Origin of the sequence: Collinsella sp. AF28-5AC (assembly GCF_003457875.1) — a bacterium.
Taxonomy (GTDB): Bacteria; Actinomycetota; Coriobacteriia; order Coriobacteriales; family Coriobacteriaceae; genus Collinsella.
Genome location: NZ_QRTA01000008.1, coordinates 41,082 through 55,990, shown reverse-complemented (window position 1 = coordinate 55,990; position 14,909 = coordinate 41,082). Strand labels below are relative to the sequence as shown.

The 14,909-nt window shown below is 61.2% G+C and carries 11 protein-coding genes; 1 reads left to right on the top strand and 10 read right to left on the bottom strand.

Annotated features, from left to right (window positions below):
• Positions 1 to 2: 2 nt before the first annotated feature.
• From DWZ01_RS06755 to DWZ01_RS06715, 10 genes are all read right to left on the bottom strand, one after another.
• Positions 3 to 1,067: an ABC transporter substrate-binding protein gene (locus DWZ01_RS06755; protein WP_233506189.1), complete on the bottom strand. Its 1,065-nt coding sequence runs from the start codon at positions 1,065 to 1,067 to the stop codon at positions 3 to 5.
• Positions 1,061 to 1,228, bottom strand: coding sequence for an iron hydrogenase small subunit (locus DWZ01_RS10940; protein ID WP_233504578.1), 168 nt, complete (start codon positions 1,226 to 1,228; stop codon positions 1,061 to 1,063). Before DWZ01_RS10940 ends, DWZ01_RS06755 begins: the two co-directional genes overlap by 7 nt.
• The gene (locus DWZ01_RS06750) at positions 1,229 to 2,872 is read right to left on the bottom strand and encodes a [FeFe] hydrogenase, group A (protein ID WP_233504577.1); all 1,644 of its coding nucleotides are present in this window, start codon (positions 2,870 to 2,872) and stop codon (positions 1,229 to 1,231) included.
• Positions 2,866 to 4,698, bottom strand: coding sequence for an NAD(P)-binding protein (locus tag DWZ01_RS06745; RefSeq protein WP_117769501.1), 1,833 nt, complete (start codon positions 4,696 to 4,698; stop codon positions 2,866 to 2,868). The genes DWZ01_RS06750 and DWZ01_RS06745 overlap by 7 nt, the downstream gene beginning before the upstream one ends.
• A gap of 256 nt (positions 4,699 to 4,954) precedes the next feature.
• Positions 4,955 to 6,337 (bottom strand): 6-phospho-alpha-glucosidase, encoded by a 1,383-nt coding sequence (locus DWZ01_RS06740; protein WP_117769499.1) that lies wholly within the window; start codon positions 6,335 to 6,337, stop codon positions 4,955 to 4,957.
• A 3-nt stretch (positions 6,338 to 6,340) separates the two neighbouring features.
• A complete protein-coding gene (locus tag DWZ01_RS06735) occupies positions 6,341 to 7,957 on the bottom strand; it encodes a PTS transporter subunit EIIC (protein ID WP_117769497.1) in 1,617 nt (538 codons plus the stop codon).
• A gap of 99 nt (positions 7,958 to 8,056) precedes the next feature.
• Positions 8,057 to 8,911 carry a PRD domain-containing protein gene (locus DWZ01_RS06730; protein ID WP_117848435.1) on the bottom strand — a complete coding sequence of 285 codons (855 nt, stop codon included), beginning with the start codon at positions 8,909 to 8,911 and terminating at the stop codon, positions 8,057 to 8,059.
• Positions 8,912 to 8,929: 18 nt separating this feature from the next.
• On the bottom strand, positions 8,930 to 9,442 hold the full coding sequence (locus DWZ01_RS06725) for a PTS glucose transporter subunit IIA (protein ID WP_158556878.1): 513 nt from the start codon (positions 9,440 to 9,442) through the stop codon (positions 8,930 to 8,932).
• Positions 9,443 to 9,785: 343 nt separating this feature from the next.
• Positions 9,786 to 10,547 (bottom strand): 4Fe-4S dicluster domain-containing protein, encoded by a 762-nt coding sequence (locus DWZ01_RS06720; protein ID WP_117769493.1) that lies wholly within the window; start codon positions 10,545 to 10,547, stop codon positions 9,786 to 9,788.
• Between the two features lie 621 nt (positions 10,548 to 11,168).
• Positions 11,169 to 13,427 carry a DEAD/DEAH box helicase gene (locus tag DWZ01_RS06715; protein WP_195234716.1) on the bottom strand — a complete coding sequence of 753 codons (2,259 nt, stop codon included), beginning with the start codon at positions 13,425 to 13,427 and terminating at the stop codon, positions 11,169 to 11,171.
• A 507-nt stretch (positions 13,428 to 13,934) separates the two neighbouring features.
• Between DWZ01_RS06715 and DWZ01_RS06710 the strand changes: the two genes are divergently transcribed.
• On the top strand, positions 13,935 to 14,897 hold the full coding sequence (locus DWZ01_RS06710) for an FHA domain-containing protein (protein ID WP_117848433.1): 963 nt from the start codon (positions 13,935 to 13,937) through the stop codon (positions 14,895 to 14,897).
• Positions 14,898 to 14,909: the final 12 nt, after the last annotated feature.

Below are 14,909 nucleotides of genomic sequence, written 5' to 3'. Positions count from 1 at the left end.
GGTTACTCCATGTAGTAGAAATCATCAGCCGGGAGCTTGCTGCCCACGGCGCTCGCGTCCGCATCGGCCAGCACCTTCAGGTACCCACCGAGCGCGGCCTTCATATCCTTCCCTGTCTGGCAGACAAGCATGCACCCGGGAATCGCCTTTTCGGCAATCGTGGCGTTATCCACGATGCCCGCATCGACCACGGCCTGCGCCCAGTCCGCCGGCGCCGCGTTCACGGCCTCAACGCTCGCAACATGGCAGCTCAGGAATTCCGCCACGGCCTCGGGATGCTCCTCGGCAAAGGCACGGCGCACCACGGTCACACCCGTCAGCAAGCGCGAGCCCGTGTCTCCTGCCAGCTCGTCCCACACATCGGTCAGGCTCACCGGTGCCGACAGCTTGCCCTCGCTCTTGGCGATGGCCGCCGTCTTGAACGGCTCGGGTAGCACGCCCACGGCAGTCGGGTCGGCAAGCAGAGCCGAGAGCACCTCGGTAGGCTCGCTCTTAAACTCGAGCGCCACCTGACCGGCCAAGCCCGCGCGCTCCAGCAGGTAGTTCATGACGTACTCCGGCGTGGTGCCCTTGCCCGTCATATAGACGGTATGGCCCGCCAGATCGCCAAACGAGGCCACACTCGCGTCGCCCGTCACCACGTTCAGCACGCCCAGCGTGTTGATGTCGATGACCTGCACCGCGCCCTCGGTCTTGTTGTAGAGCACGCTCGCCACGTTGGCGGGCACCAGGGCGATATCGATATCGCCCTGAATGACCTTGGGCACAATCTCGTCGGCGGCAGTGTTGATCGCAAAGTCGAACTCATTGTCCGTCTCGCCATCGGCTGCCTGGTCCATAAACTGCACCAGACCGATCGACGTCGGACCCTTGAGCGAGGCGACGTGCACCTCGACCGGCTCTGCGGCAGCACCGGCGCCGTCCGTGGCAACCGAGCCCGCGGCGGACCCGGCACCGGCAGCCCCGCCGCCACAGCCCGCGAGCGCAAGTGACAGGGCGCCCGCGGCGAGCGCCGAGGCAAACCCCCGGCGCGACATCTCAAAATCAAACGCGCGCATCGCTAGCATGTCCCCTCGTTAGGCATCGTCCATGCGTGATGGTCGGTATGCAGCAGCTCCTCGGCCAGTGGCGAGAGCGGCTCGCCTAAGAACTCGCGGTAGCACGCCTGGACATCGGGATTCTCGTGCGAGAAACGAATGTCCGCCTTCGCATCCAGGCTCCACAGCACCTAGCCACGCTCAGCCGCCAGCTCGCAGCCGTCGTGGATGGGCTGACCGCCGCCACCGACGCAGCCGCCCGGGCACGCCATGACCTCAACAAAGTCATATCTCACACGGCCGTCGCGAATCGCGTCGAGCAGACGGGCGGCGTTGCCCAGCCCGTGCGCCACGGCGACGCGCACCTTGGTACCGTCGATATCGGCCACGGCCTCCTTCCAGCCCTCGAGTCCGCGCACGTCAGTGAAGAAGTCGGCATCCGGGTTCTTGCCCGTCACCAGGTAATATGCCGAGCGCACGGCGGCCTCCATCACGCCGCCCGTGGCGCCAAAGATCACACCCGCGCCCGTGCCAAAGCCCAACGGCGTATCGAGCGGCTCCTCGACCAGCGTGTCAACGCTCACGTGGCTCGCGCGGATCATGCGCACCATCTCGCGCACCGTCAGCGCAACGTCCACGTCGGGCGCGCCGCCCTCGCCCATCATGCTCGGCAGCGCACACTCGGCCTTCTTGGCCGTGCATGGCATAACGGACACCACGAACAGACGCTCGGGCTCCACGCCCAGCACCTTGGCGTAGTAGGTCTTGGCGATAGCGCCGAACATCTGCTGCGGCGACTTTGACGTGGACAGGCTGTCGACAAACTCGGGGTAACGTGCCTTCACAAAGCGCACCCAGCCCGGGCAGCAGCTCGTAAACATGGGCCAGCCGCGGCTGTCGCCCTCACCCTTAGCGGCGGCGCCCAGGCGCTCGAGCAGCTCGGAGCCCTCCTCCATAATGGTGAGGTCGGCCGAGAAATCGGTATCGAACACATACTCAAAGCCTACGCGGCGCAGCGCGCAAGCCAGACGCTCGACGGTTGCCTCCTCGCGCGGAATGCCGAGCTCCTCGCCCCAAGCACTACGCACGGCCGGCGCGATCTGCACCAGCACGATCTTGTCGGGATTAGCGAGCGCGTCAAACACGGTCTCGGTGTCGTCGCGCTCGCGCAGCGCGCCCGTCGGGCAATGCGTGATGCACTGGCCGCACGCGACGCAATCGGTCTTGCCGATCGGCACGCGCCCGCGGGTGCCCACGGCGGTATGCGTGGCGCGGTTGGTCAGGTCCCAAATCCCTAGGCCCTGTACGCTCTCGCACACCTTGATGCAGCGCATGCATTTAATGCACTTGTCGTTTTCGCGGATGATGGGGAAATCGAAATCCCAGCCCTCGCCCGCCAAATGCCTTTGATACGGCAGATAGAAAATGCCCAGGTCGTTGGCAATGGTCTGCAGGTTGCAGTTACCGCTGCGCACACAGCTCGTGCAGCGTGAATCGTGCTGCGAAAGCAGCAGCTGCACGTTGGTGCGGCGCGCCTCGCGGGCCTTGGGGCTGTTGGTGTGGACCACCATGCCATCGAGCACGTAGTTGTTGCAGGCGGCAACCAGCTGGTCGCAGCCCTCAACCTCGACCACGCACACGCGGCAGCCGCCGATCTCGTTCAGATCGCGCAGGTAGCACAGGGTGGGAATCTGGATGCCGACGGACTTGGCCGCGTCCAGGATCGTGGTGTGCTCGGGCACCACGACCTCGCAATTATCGATAGTGAGCTTGACCATATTGAGTGCTCCGCTTTCGGTGTTATCGCTGACAGTGGGGTTGTTGAGCTCTACCATTCCAGGTTCCTCCCTCCGCGGAACGCGCCAAAACCAAAGTGGTCGCAACGCAGGCAGCGGCTTGCCTCCTGGCGCGCCTCCTCCTCGGTAAGGCCCTGCTCGACCAGATTCCAATCGTGAATACGCTCGCCGGCCTCGCGCTCACCCAGCTCGCAGCGGCCGCACTCGTGCTTGCCCTTAAACTGAACGGTCGGCAGCTCCACGTCGAGCTTGATCTTGTGGTCGAAGCCCAGATAGCGGTCGATGTTTGCCGAAGCCACGCGGCCGGCGTTGATGGCACGGATGACGGTGGCGGGGCCGGTCTGGCAGTCGCCGCCGCTAAAGAGGCCATCGAAGTTGGGCACGGCACCGTCCGAGTCGGTGACCACGCAACCCCACTTGCAGGCGATGCCCATGTCCTCAAACGGCTTGGAATCGATGTCCTGGCCAATGGCGACAAACACGCGCTCGCAGGGGATGACGCGCTCGGGCGTAGCGGCGGCACGCGGAGCCGGACGACCGCGGCGGGGCTCGCCGATAATCTGCGGTTGCACGCGCAGGCCGCTCACGCGACCATCTTCGCCCGTCTCGATAGCGAGCGGGGCCGTAAGCTCCAGAACCTCGCAACCCTCGGCCTGGGCGCCGGCGATTTCGGCGTCCTGAGCCGTCATATCGCAGATGCGACGGCGGTAGACGATGCTTACCTTTTCGGCGCCGCAGCGCACGGCAGAGCGCGCCACGTCCATGGCCACGTTGCCGCCGCCGATGACGCACACGCGCTGGCCGCTCAGGTCGGGCAGTTCGTCGTCTCCAATGGCACGCAGCATCTTGACGGCCGACTCCACGCCGGGCGCCTCTTCGCCCGGAAGGCCGAGCTTCTTGTCGCTATGGGCACCGATGGCCAGATAGACGGCATCGAACTCGTCGCGCAGGCGGACAAGCTCCTCGCCGTTGACGGAGTGATCGAGCTCAACGTCGATGCCGGCGCTCAAGATCCAATCGATCTCGGCCTGCAGGCGCTCGCGCGGCAGACGATAGCTGGGGATGCCGTAGCGCAGCATGCCGCCCAAGTGGTGGCGCTGCTCAAAAATGGTCACCTTGTGGCCCATCACGGCCAGGTAGTAGGCACAGGAAAGGCCGGCCGGGCCGCCGCCGATCACGGCGATGCGCTTGCCGGTGTTGTCCACTACATGCGGCTTGTGGTCGTTGAGGTCACTGTGCTCAACGGCAAAACGCTTGAGGGCGAGAATGTTCATGGGATCATCGACCATGCCACGGCGGCAGTGCATCTCGCAGGGATGCTCGCACACCAAGCCGCAGACGAGCGGCAGTGGGTTGTTCTTGCGGATGACCTTGACGGCGTCGGCATAACGGCCTGCCTCGACGAGCGAGATGTAACCAGGAATGTCGACGTGCGCCGGGCAGCCCGAGACACACGGGACGCGAGCCTCGCGGTCAAAGCCGCAGGAGTGCTCGCGGATGTGGTGCTCAAAATCGTCGCGGAAGCCGCGAATGGCCGTGAGTGCCATGGCGCCAGCTTCGTAGCCGATGGCGCAGTCGCTCGAAAGGTAGATGGTGCGGGCCGTGCGCTCAATCAAGTTGAGCGTGGACTCGTCGGCGCGGCCCTCGAGCACATCGGCGAGCAGGTCGCTCAGCGCGCTCAGGCCCACGCGGCAGGGCGTGCACTTGCCGCAGCTCTGGGTGGAGCACAGGTTGACGAGCGCCGCCGTAAACTCGACGGGGCACGGGGCGAGTGAACTCACCGCCAGACGACGTCCGAGTGCATCGTGCAGGTCGTCCATGACGGCCTGAGCGTGGCTGCGTTCCATTACGTGCAGTCGAGCCATAAGATCCCCTCTCACATGGCAGCCCGGAGGCGAGGCCGGGCGAAATTGCTACACGCACAACACTGACCTAAAAAGTTGTTAGGTCTCCACGCAGTTCGGCAGGCGGTATGAAATGTCACCATCAGCGGTGAAAATGAACATTATCGCAGATAAATGCCATATTTGATAAAACGCGTTACCAAACGACAATGCCCCGCCCACGCAATCACGTGGGCGGGGCATTGCTTCAGGCATGCGGCCAGCGACCCTGTTGCTTTTACTTAAGCTCGGGCCAGTAACCCTTGTTGGCCTCGATCATGTCGTCGAGAACCTCCTTGGCGACCTTCATCGACGGCACGGTCTTGTTGAGCGTAAAGGCCTTAAGCGCCTTCTCGTACGAACCCTCGATCGTAGCCTCGACAATGAGCTTCTCGGAGTTCAGCTGCTGCATCATGAGGCCCTGCTGGAACAGCGGAATGTTGTCGCGGCTGATGACCTCGGGGCCGTTCTTGCCAATGTAGGCAGGCAGCTCGACCATAGCGTCGTAGGGCATGTTGGGGATGGCGCCCTTGTTCTCGCAAATGACCAGGAAGCGCTGCTTGGTGTCGTTCTTCAGAGCGATAGCCAGATCGGCAATCCAGTCGCCGTGGCTACCCGCATAGAACGTGCTCTCGTCGATCTCGCCCGTCTTCTCGTAATGGTCGATACCATCAAAGAGGTTCTTCTCACGCGTCTCCTCAACCTCGTTAGCACGGGTGCGCTCGGGGTTGGAGTGCTCGACGAACTCCTTCTGCTGCAGGTAGTAGTTCAGATACGTGTTGGGCAGGTACTCCGGGAAGCACTCCATGATCTCGTACTCGCCCTTCCAGACGTAGTACCAGCTGCCCTTGGTGTGGCGGTTCTGCTCGGGGTGCTCGTCGACGGCCTCCTCGGGCTTCTTTGCCATGAGCGAGCCCATGCCCTTGAGGTAAGAGTCGGGCAGCAGAATCTCATGCTCCTTGATGTACTCGCGCAGCTGCGGGAGCACCTCCTCGCCCTTGTGGCGGATCGAGGTGAACCAACCAAAGTGGTTGAGGCCAAAGTAATCGTACTCGACATCCTTCTTGTCGATATCGAGCGCGGCGCAAACCACGTCGATGATCGCGATCGGCATGTCGCAGATGTTGATGATACGAGCGTTGGGACGCAGCACGCGGCAGCCCTCGGAGACGATGGCGGCAGGGTTGGAGTAGTTGAGAATCCAGTAGTCCTTCTTGGCGTACTTCTCAACGTCATCGATCAGCTCGACCATGGGGAAGATGGTGCGCATGCCGTAGGCAAGGCCGCCGCAACCGCAAGTCTCCTGACCCACGCAGCCGTGACGCAGCGGAATCTTCTCGTCCTGCTCGCGCATGGCGTAGCCGCCCACGCGCATCTGGGCAAACACGAAGCTCGCGTCGGTAAAAGCCGTCTTTTTGTCGGTGGTCACCGTGAGCTTGATGTCCAGGCCGAGGTCCTCGTGCAAAATCCAGTCCACGAGCACGCCGATCTTGCGCTGGCGCTCCTCGTTGATGTCGTACAGACGAATCTCGTCAACGTCGAGCTCGTCCTTGCGCAGGGCGATGGACTTGACGATGCCGGGGGTAAAGGTGGATCCGCCACCACACAGAGTAATGATCATTGTTTACTGCTCCTTCTCAATTGCGTTTTCGACCTTGTCGCGCATCTCGGCGACCTTCATGCCAAAGATGATCTGGATATTATTGCCGTTGCGGTTGATGCCGCTGTTGGGCACGTGGTTGATGAGGTCCTCATTGATGAGGTCCGGGTTCTTAACGTTCACGCGGAGACGCGTAAAGCAGTTCTCGAGCTCCTCGATGTTGTCCTTGCCACCAAGACCTGCGACCAGGTCGGCAATACCTGCATCGACGCCCTCTGCGGGAGCCGCGGCAACAGCGCCCTGCTTCACCGCGACAGACGCGGCGGCCTCGCCCTCGGCAACGGACTCGGCGAGCTCGGACTCCTCCTCGCGACCAGGCGTGTGGAGGTTGAGCTTCTTAATAAGGAAGGTGAAGAGGAAGAAGTACAGAGCGGCGTTGACGACTCCAAGCACCAGCATAACCGGCCAGTTGGTCTTGTCGACACCGAGGACCAGGTTGGAAACCACGATGTTGATGATGCCGCCTGCAGTCGAAGCGGGCACGGAGAGGACCTTGAGCAGGACCAGGAAGATGCCGGAAAGAACCGAGTGAACGACAAAGAGCACGGGAGCGGCAAAGACAAAGAGGAAGTCCATGGGCTCGGTGACACAGGAGAGCACGGCGGTGATGATCAGCGGGATGATAACGGCCTTGGTCTTATCCTTGTTCCCCTTGTAAGCGGTGACGATAAAGGCGAGACCGATACCGATGTAGGGCCACAGGTTGTTGAAGGTGTAGCTGTTGAAGTAGGTGCTATCGGAGAAGGGCTGGCCCGTCATTGCCATCTCGGCGACACGGATGGGGTAGGCGCCGGCGATAACCTGATCGCCCAGTGTCAGGGTGCCACCCACATCGGAGAACTGGAACGGGGTGTAGATGAGGTGGTGCAGACCGGTGGGAACGAGCAGCTTGTTGAGCATGCCGTAGATAAACAGACCGATGTTGCCCGACTCCTTAATGATGCCGGCAACGGAGGAGATGGCGCCCTGAACCGGAGGCCAAACGATGCAGAAGCCAGCGCCCATGATCCAGGAGATGATGATCATAATCAGGAACGGGAAGCGAACGCCCGAGAACATCGAAAGGGCAATGGGGAACTGCTTGTTCGAGTACTTGTTGAACACGGCACCGGTGATGCAACCGAGAATGATGCCGCCAAACACGCCAGTATCGAGTACCTGGATGCCCATAACGGTGGCCTGGCCGGTTCCGGTAAGACCGAGCATGCCGCTCGCATCGGCAAGAGAGCCGGTGGCGTTGAGCACGATGTTGTTAGCCTGCAGGAACAGGAAGAACGACATCAGGGCGATCAGCGAAGCATGACCCTTGTTCTTCTTTGCCATGGCGCCGGCGATGCCCACGCAGAACAGAATCGAGAGGTTGTTGATGATAAACATCAGCGACTGATAGACAACGGCGCCCACAAGTTGGAACGGACCGGAGCCCAGTACGGGGACCAAAGCGCAGATGGTCTTGTTGGTCAGAATAATGCCCACGATGAGCAGGATGCCGGCAACCGAGAGATACATCATCGGCTGGACGATCGACTTCGCGAACACCTCCAACGGCGCTTTGAAATTGAACTTCTTTTTTGCGGTCATAGCGGTACTCCCCTTCCTTTTCCGCAAATTAAGACAGATGTGCCCTAGACAAGACCGTGAGCCTTGCCTTATATCAATCGATGTGTGGGCACGTTATGCCTAGAGACCAGGTTCTCCAAGCAGGTTAACAATGTGATATGCGAGATAACTCTTTTCGGCATCGGTAACGACAACGTTATAGATAGACGACAAGTGAGCGGCTATGGCGTCCGCGCACGAGAATGCACACGGATACGCCGTTTCATCGATTCGGAACAGCGCGTCTCCGTTGATTTGCCCGGCCGTAGGATCGAGCGCTCGCTGTGCGAAAAACTGCAGGTGACGAACGAAACGTTCGTAAGGCAGCGAGGTGTCATCGAGGGTCGTAGCATAGCGCTCAGAAACAATCGCGAGCACGTCGCGAACAAGCTGGACCGAAACAATCAGACGATCGGAGCGTTGCGGCATGGTGGCGTTGACGATATGCAGCGTAATGAAACCCTGCTCTTCTTCGCTCATCTGGATGCCCATATACTCCTTGATAATCTGCAGCGCACGGCCCGCAAGCGCGTACTCCTTGCGATAGAACTGCTGGATCTCGAGTAGCAACGGATTCTCACAGGGGACGCCCTTGCGCTCGCGCTCCAAAGCAAGGCTGATATGGTCTGCGAGAGCAATGAGAATCTTATCGTTGATGTCGGCATTGAGCTCTCGACGAAGCATCTGAACGATTTCCTCGGAAATCACGAGGTTGACGGTGGGGATGGACTCCAAAAGATGTGCCAAGCGGTCAATCGTACGCGAGTCCTGAGAAGTTCCCTCCTGCAACGCGTAGGTCTTTTCGATCGACGCCTCGTCGATGGCATCGCCGGCATGACGGCCAAAGCAGAGGCCTCGACCGATGACGATGAGCTCGGAGCCATCGTCCGAAGTGACCATTGCGACGTTGTTGTTAAAAACTCGCTTGATAACCACGGTACCCACCACAAGAATTTACTCGGAAAGCCAGACGACAGGCTCTTTAACAGCAACAGGGCCGGAAGCATGCTCACGAAGAGTCGAGTTCTCCGAACGCTCGCACACGATAACGAAGACCGTGGGATCAAAGCCGGCAGCGCGAACCACGTCGAAATCGACCTCGACGAGGGGCTGGCCCGCGTCAACGTGATCACCCTGGGCAACAAGCGCATGGAAGCCCTTGCCCTCAAGTTTAACAGTGTCGATTCCGATATGCAGCATCACCTGAGCAGAGCTGTTATCGGACATGATGCCCAGCGCGTGCTCAGTCGGAAACAGAGCGGCGACGGTACCGGAAACAGGAGCGCACACCGTTCCCTCTTGGGGAACCACGGCAACGCCATCGCCCACTGCACGGCTGCTAAAAGCGGGGTCATTGGTTTTTTCTAGATTAACAAGCTCGCCGGAAACGGGAGCGAGGATTTCGAACTCGGAAGCCGCAGTCGTCTGCTTATCCGAACCACCCATTAGGCGAGAAAAGAAACCCATGGTGACATGTCCCTTCATAAATATAGCCCAACCAAAATCAATCGAATGCACCCATTGAGACACACCCGTTCTAAGACTTTGGTTAGGCCCACGTCCGAGGGGACTCGGTAACCTTCCGCATTTCTTTTACGGGGGTTATTATAGACAAGCCCAAAGCCGGAACAATCATTATGACCGGCGAACGGTATTTTTTCTCCGATAAACGGTATTTATGCGGTACTTAGGGACGTTCCTTTTCTGCCGGCACCCGGGGACACTCCTTGCTCTGGTGCATTGGGGACAGGTTTGTTTGCACCAGGTCGGTGCAGATTAACCTGGCCCCATTGCGCCAATTTCGTATGCGCTAGATGAAGAGCTCGCATTCCTTCCGCACGACGCAAACCTTGCTCAGCATCTGGGAAACAGCGGATAGTTTGCTGGAATCAAGCTTGCGAGCACCTCGCGGACATACGGCGATGCAGCGCATGCAGGAGATGCACGCCTCGCCAGCTGCTCGTTTGGAGTCACCCTTGTCGATAGCACAAACGGGGCACGCCGCGGCGCATGCACCGCAGGAGACGCAATCCTCTGTTGCCTCGGGCGCCATGCGGTGACCTCCAGCTTGTTTATAAGGACGATTGCCGGGGATAGAGGGCTCGGACGCATCCTCAGCCAACAGCTTTTGCTGAATTTGCTGAGCAAACTCAGCAAGCTGCGCCGCATCCTGCGCATCCGGACGACCGGCAGCAAACTGTCGCGCAATGGAATGTTCTGCAATGGCCGCAACTGCCGCGATCACCCGGAATCCCGCATGCTTCGCAACGTCCTCCAGCTCTACGAGCGTGTCCTCAAACGCGCGGTTTCCGTAGACGCACACCAGAACGGCCCGCGCTCCGTTGCCGTGAACCATGCCCAACCGGTCAGCCACCACAGCCGGGATTCTACCGGCATACGCCGGCACAGAGATTACGGCCACGTCGTCCTCAGTCATCGAGACAGCGCTGAAATCTAGCCCGCTATCGGTCAGATCGACGGTAACGGTATTCTTGTCCAGTGCCCCGGCCACAAGGCCAGACACCTTCTGCGTTCCACCCGTCGGACTAAACACAATTTCGAATACGCTCATCGAGACACCCTCCCCCTACGTCTGGCAACGCGTCAAGCCGTTTTCACATCCAGCCAGAGTATACGGCACGTGGGATCCCCATTTTGGTGCATCAAGCACCCCAATGCACCAACCCTACGCTGTCTGCCTCTTCGTTTTGTATAAATTACGGTACAGATTGTATATATTTACGGGATACCGCCGTGTTCTCCCGAGGTACCCCATCCTGGCCCGTGCAAAAAACGGAGTATTCTGCAACGTGACCGCGCCAGCAATACCCCGAGCGGGCAAACCTTTAGGGCGCTGCGTCATTTTGGGTTCCGACATGGCGAGAATGACGCGCCCCTGCTCCGGAAAACGACGAAATCTGACTCAGAACGCTCGCTAGGGATATCCGAAAGCCACCGTTGGCGACGTCAAATCATATGCAGACAACTCGAACTGCAGAATACTCCAAAAAATGCACGGCGCACCCCATGGGACCCATTGCCGCATGGTAGGAAACAGGCCCACGGCATCCTCTAGATGCATTCCCGAGGAAATCACATTTGAACTAGCGATCGGATACGGCAAACAAAAAGGGCCCCGAGCGTAGTTGCTCGGGGCCCTTGGTTCACCTCGCTCTAGCGGGCGATGCGTATGTTACTTGCGCTTGCCGCCGCCGTCACCGGGGCGACGGGAGCTGCCGCCGCGCTTGCCGCCACGACTATTGCCATAGCTACCACGATTATCGCGACCGCCGGCACGGCCGCCGCGGGAGCCGGCCTGGTTGCCGCCACGCCCGCCACGATAGCCGCCACGACGCTCCTCGCGGGTATCGTCGTAGTTGCGCCAGTCATCGCGACGATCGCGGCTGGCACGCGGATCGCGGCGATCGCGCGACTCGTTAGAGCGGCCAGCACCGCTGCGGCTGCCATTGCCACGAGTGCCCTCGCGATGCTCGCCGCCACGGCCACCGCGCTCATCAAAGCGCTTGCCGCCACGGGACTCGCCGCCGCGAGTACCACGCTCGCCACGCGAACCGCGGCCCTCGCCGCCACGGCGCTCATCACGGCCGCCGCGCTCGCCATCGCGACCGGAACGACGACGATCGCCCGAACCACGCTTGCCGCCACGCGAGCCACGGCCCTCGTCCTCGCGCTCAACACGGCGACGACCGCCGCGGTCCTCGTCCTCGCGGCGACGGCGATGCGCCTCGCCCTGGAACTGCTTGGCACGGCGCTCGGCACGGTTGCCGCGCGGGGCCTGCTCAACGACACCAGCACCGCCGCGCTCCTCGGCAGCCACCTCGCGGGCCACGCTCTCCACAGCCTCGTCCACGCGAGCCTGAACGCCCTCGCGCACGCGGGTCTTGCCGCCGCGCTTGGGACGGCTCGGACGCTCACCGTCGCCGCGACGCTCGTCTCGACCGCGGTTGGAACGACCGGCCACATCACCGTAATCGTCGCCGTTGCGTTTGCCGTCGCGACGCGCCTGCTCAAGCTTCTTCTTGCTCTTGGACTTGCCGCGCTTGGTTTTCTTCTTCACCTTAAAGGCCGCAGGATCGCGCTCGGGGTCAACCGCGGGCGGATTGGGGCCCACATGCAGGTCGCCGGCCTCGTAGATGTCGGCGGTCTTGTCCATGAGCTTCTCGATCTCGTAGAACTCATCGACATCCTGCTCGGTCACAAACGTGATGGCCCAGCCCAGCTCGCCGGCGCGGCCCGTACGGCCAATACGGTGGATGTAGTCGGTCGGCTCGGCCGGCACGTCAAAGTTCACGACGTAGCGCACGTCGCTGATGTCGATGCCGCGGGCGAGCACGTCGGTTGCCACCAACACGTCGACGGTACCGTCGCGGAAGGCCGAAAGGGCACGCTCGCGCTGAGCCTGGCTGCGGTTGCCGTGAATCGCGGCGGCCTTGATGCCCTTGCGCTCCAGACGACGGCAGCAGCTGTCGGCGCGGTGCTTGGTGCGCATAAAGACGATGGTGCGCTCCGGGCCCTCCTTCTTGAGGAACTCGGGCAGCAGATTGTTCTTGGCCTCGATGGACACCGGGAATACAAACTGGTCGACGGTGTCGGCGGTCGACGTGGCGGGCGCGATCTCCACGCGTGCCGGGTCGCTCACCAGGTCGGTGATCTCGCCCACGGCCTCCTCGTCGAGCGTGGCCGAGAACAGCAGCGTCTGACGCTCGGCCGGCGTCTCGCGCACAATGCGGCGGACGGCGGGCAAAAAGCCCATGTCGAGCATGCGGTCGGCCTCGTCCAGCACCAGCACCTTGACCTCGTCCAGGTGGCAGGCGCCCTGCTCGATCAGGTCAACCAGACGGCCCGGCGTAGCGACCAGGATGTCACAGCCGTACTTGAGCGCCGCGGTCTGCGGCTTGTAGCTCACGCCGCCCACGACGGTCACGGCGACATGGCCAGTGACGTCGGCAATCTTGCTCGCGACCTCGTCGATCTGCTGGGCAAGCTCGCGCGTGGGGGTGATGACGAGCATCAAGGGACCGCGACCGTTGCCCTCGGGCTTCTTGGCGCCGCGACGGCGGTTGCGACCGCCACGCTCGCGCACGGGCTTGGGCGGAGCGATGTGCTCCAGGTTGTTCATGGTCGGCAGCAAGAAGGCGGCCGTCTTGCCGGTGCCGGTCTGAGCAGCGGCAAGCAGGTCGCGGCCCTCGAGCACCACGGGGATCGAGCCAGCCTGGACAGGCGTGGGCGCCGTGTAGCCTAGGTTCTCGATAGCACGAAGCATCTCGTCCGAAAGGCCCAGCTCGTCAAAGGCGGGCAGGCTCTCGGTAGCGGACTCGACGGTCTGGGCAGCATTGGCCTCATCGGCGGCATCGAAGGCAGCCTGGGTCATGGCCTCGCGGGCCTCGTCCAGAATCTCGGCGTCCGTGACGTCGGATACAGAATTACGCATATGTTGTTGTTCCTTATCTGCACGCGCAATGGGCACGGCATGCGGCCGCGCGGGCGTGCTTGGTAGTGCGCTAATACATACAAAAACAGGTGCGCACAGAGAGGACGTTGCTCAGCACGCTGGCGATCGCTTTGGCAGCCCTATCACGCGCCGTCCAGACGCAGCAGCTCTAAGCGATGGAGCAGATTCGCCGCCGGTTAGTATACCCGCACTCCGTATGCCCCCACGTAAACCACAGATGACGAGGCGGACGGGGCGGGCCTGGCCGATTGTCTCAATCTGTAACAGATGCAGGGCAAAACCGGGTCCAAATGTTACAGAACAAGACAGAGGGGGATTTCCGTCCAGTCCAAACCAAATCTCTCAGTCTTCCTGCAATTTCGAACATGTGGCCTATAATGTTGCTTTGGTTACGCTGTATATTGCGCAGCCATTTAATACGTCGCCCACCGGGAGCCATTAATTCCTATCGCCATATTGGCTAGGAAGCAATCAAAGGAGGTATCCGTGGCAGCAGAGACGCCTTGCTCGGTCCTCTATAACGATATTCGCTCGTTCGGCGGTCTTAAACATCTCGAGATCGCCCGAATGCTCATCAATGGAAACTCTTATCTCGGCAGTACCCTGCTCGAGAAATGCTCTTCCAACCGCTCGTATCTCACCCGTTACATCGTCCATCGCAAGCCTGACCAGTGCGCGCCCGCCATCTACAGCGACTTTACCGTCACCACGCTCCACCTTTCCGCGGCAATCTGCAGCAAGCTCGGCGGCGGCGAGTCCGCCTATCGGGCAATCGCCGAGCACTATCGCGGTCCGGCCGCCAACGAAATGATGTCGGCTCTCGCCAGCTACAAGCTGGACAGCCGCCTATATGCAAATGCCCTCAATCGCATCGACAACTTTGACGGCAATGCCGTGCGTGAGAAAAGCACGCTTTACCTTATGCTCTTTGTGGCAACGGGGGCGCTCGCCGACCCCATCCAAGGCGTGGCTACCGTCGAGCGCTTTTGCGACAGCAAGACAGGCGGGCACTTTGGCACCACCGAAACTACCGTCGGACGTGGCTTTACTGGCAGCCTGGAGCAGCCGCGCACCGTCGCCCCCAACCTCGGTCTGCTCAGGACACATGCCGACAACTGCGTTGACATGCAGATCCACCCCCTTACGCGTGACCCGCGCGGCACGGTAATTGGGTCCTTGCCCAAAACCTCGCCCAGCATCACCGATGTAGGCGCCGACGCATCGCGCGAGCATCTCCGCATTTGGCTCGAAGGCGGACGCTGGTACGCCCAGGGCCTTGGGTCGACCAACGGCACAGTGCTCGAATCGGGTGCAGGCGACGGCGATATTGTGATTGAGCCGCCGCGCGACCAACGCGAGCCCGGCAAGATCTATCCCCCGGTGGAAATCGAAAACAGCGACAGGCTCCATCTGGGTCTCTATACGACATTCCTTGTCATTGTGGACTAGCGCGGACGGCGA

Bases quoted from the DNA above. Each gene is read 5' to 3' on its own strand.
- DWZ01_RS06755 (WP_233506189.1), bottom strand. From the start codon at position 1,067: ATGCTAGCGATGCGCGCGTTTGATTTTGAGATGTCGCGCCGGGGGTTT.
- DWZ01_RS06750 (WP_233504577.1), bottom strand. From the start codon at position 2,872: ATGGTAGAGCTCAACAACCCCACTGTCAGCGATAACACCGAAAGCGGA.
- DWZ01_RS06745 (WP_117769501.1), bottom strand. From the start codon at position 4,698: ATGGCTCGACTGCACGTAATGGAACGCAGCCACGCTCAGGCCGTCATG.
- DWZ01_RS06740 (WP_117769499.1), bottom strand. From the start codon at position 6,337: ATGATCATTACTCTGTGTGGTGGCGGATCCACCTTTACCCCCGGCATC.
- DWZ01_RS06735 (WP_117769497.1), bottom strand. From the start codon at position 7,957: ATGACCGCAAAAAAGAAGTTCAATTTCAAAGCGCCGTTGGAGGTGTTC.
- DWZ01_RS06725 (WP_158556878.1), bottom strand. From the start codon at position 9,442: ATGGGTTTCTTTTCTCGCCTAATGGGTGGTTCGGATAAGCAGACGACT.
- DWZ01_RS06720 (WP_117769493.1), bottom strand. From the start codon at position 10,547: ATGAGCGTATTCGAAATTGTGTTTAGTCCGACGGGTGGAACGCAGAAG.
- DWZ01_RS06715 (WP_195234716.1), bottom strand. From the start codon at position 13,427: ATGCGTAATTCTGTATCCGACGTCACGGACGCCGAGATTCTGGACGAG.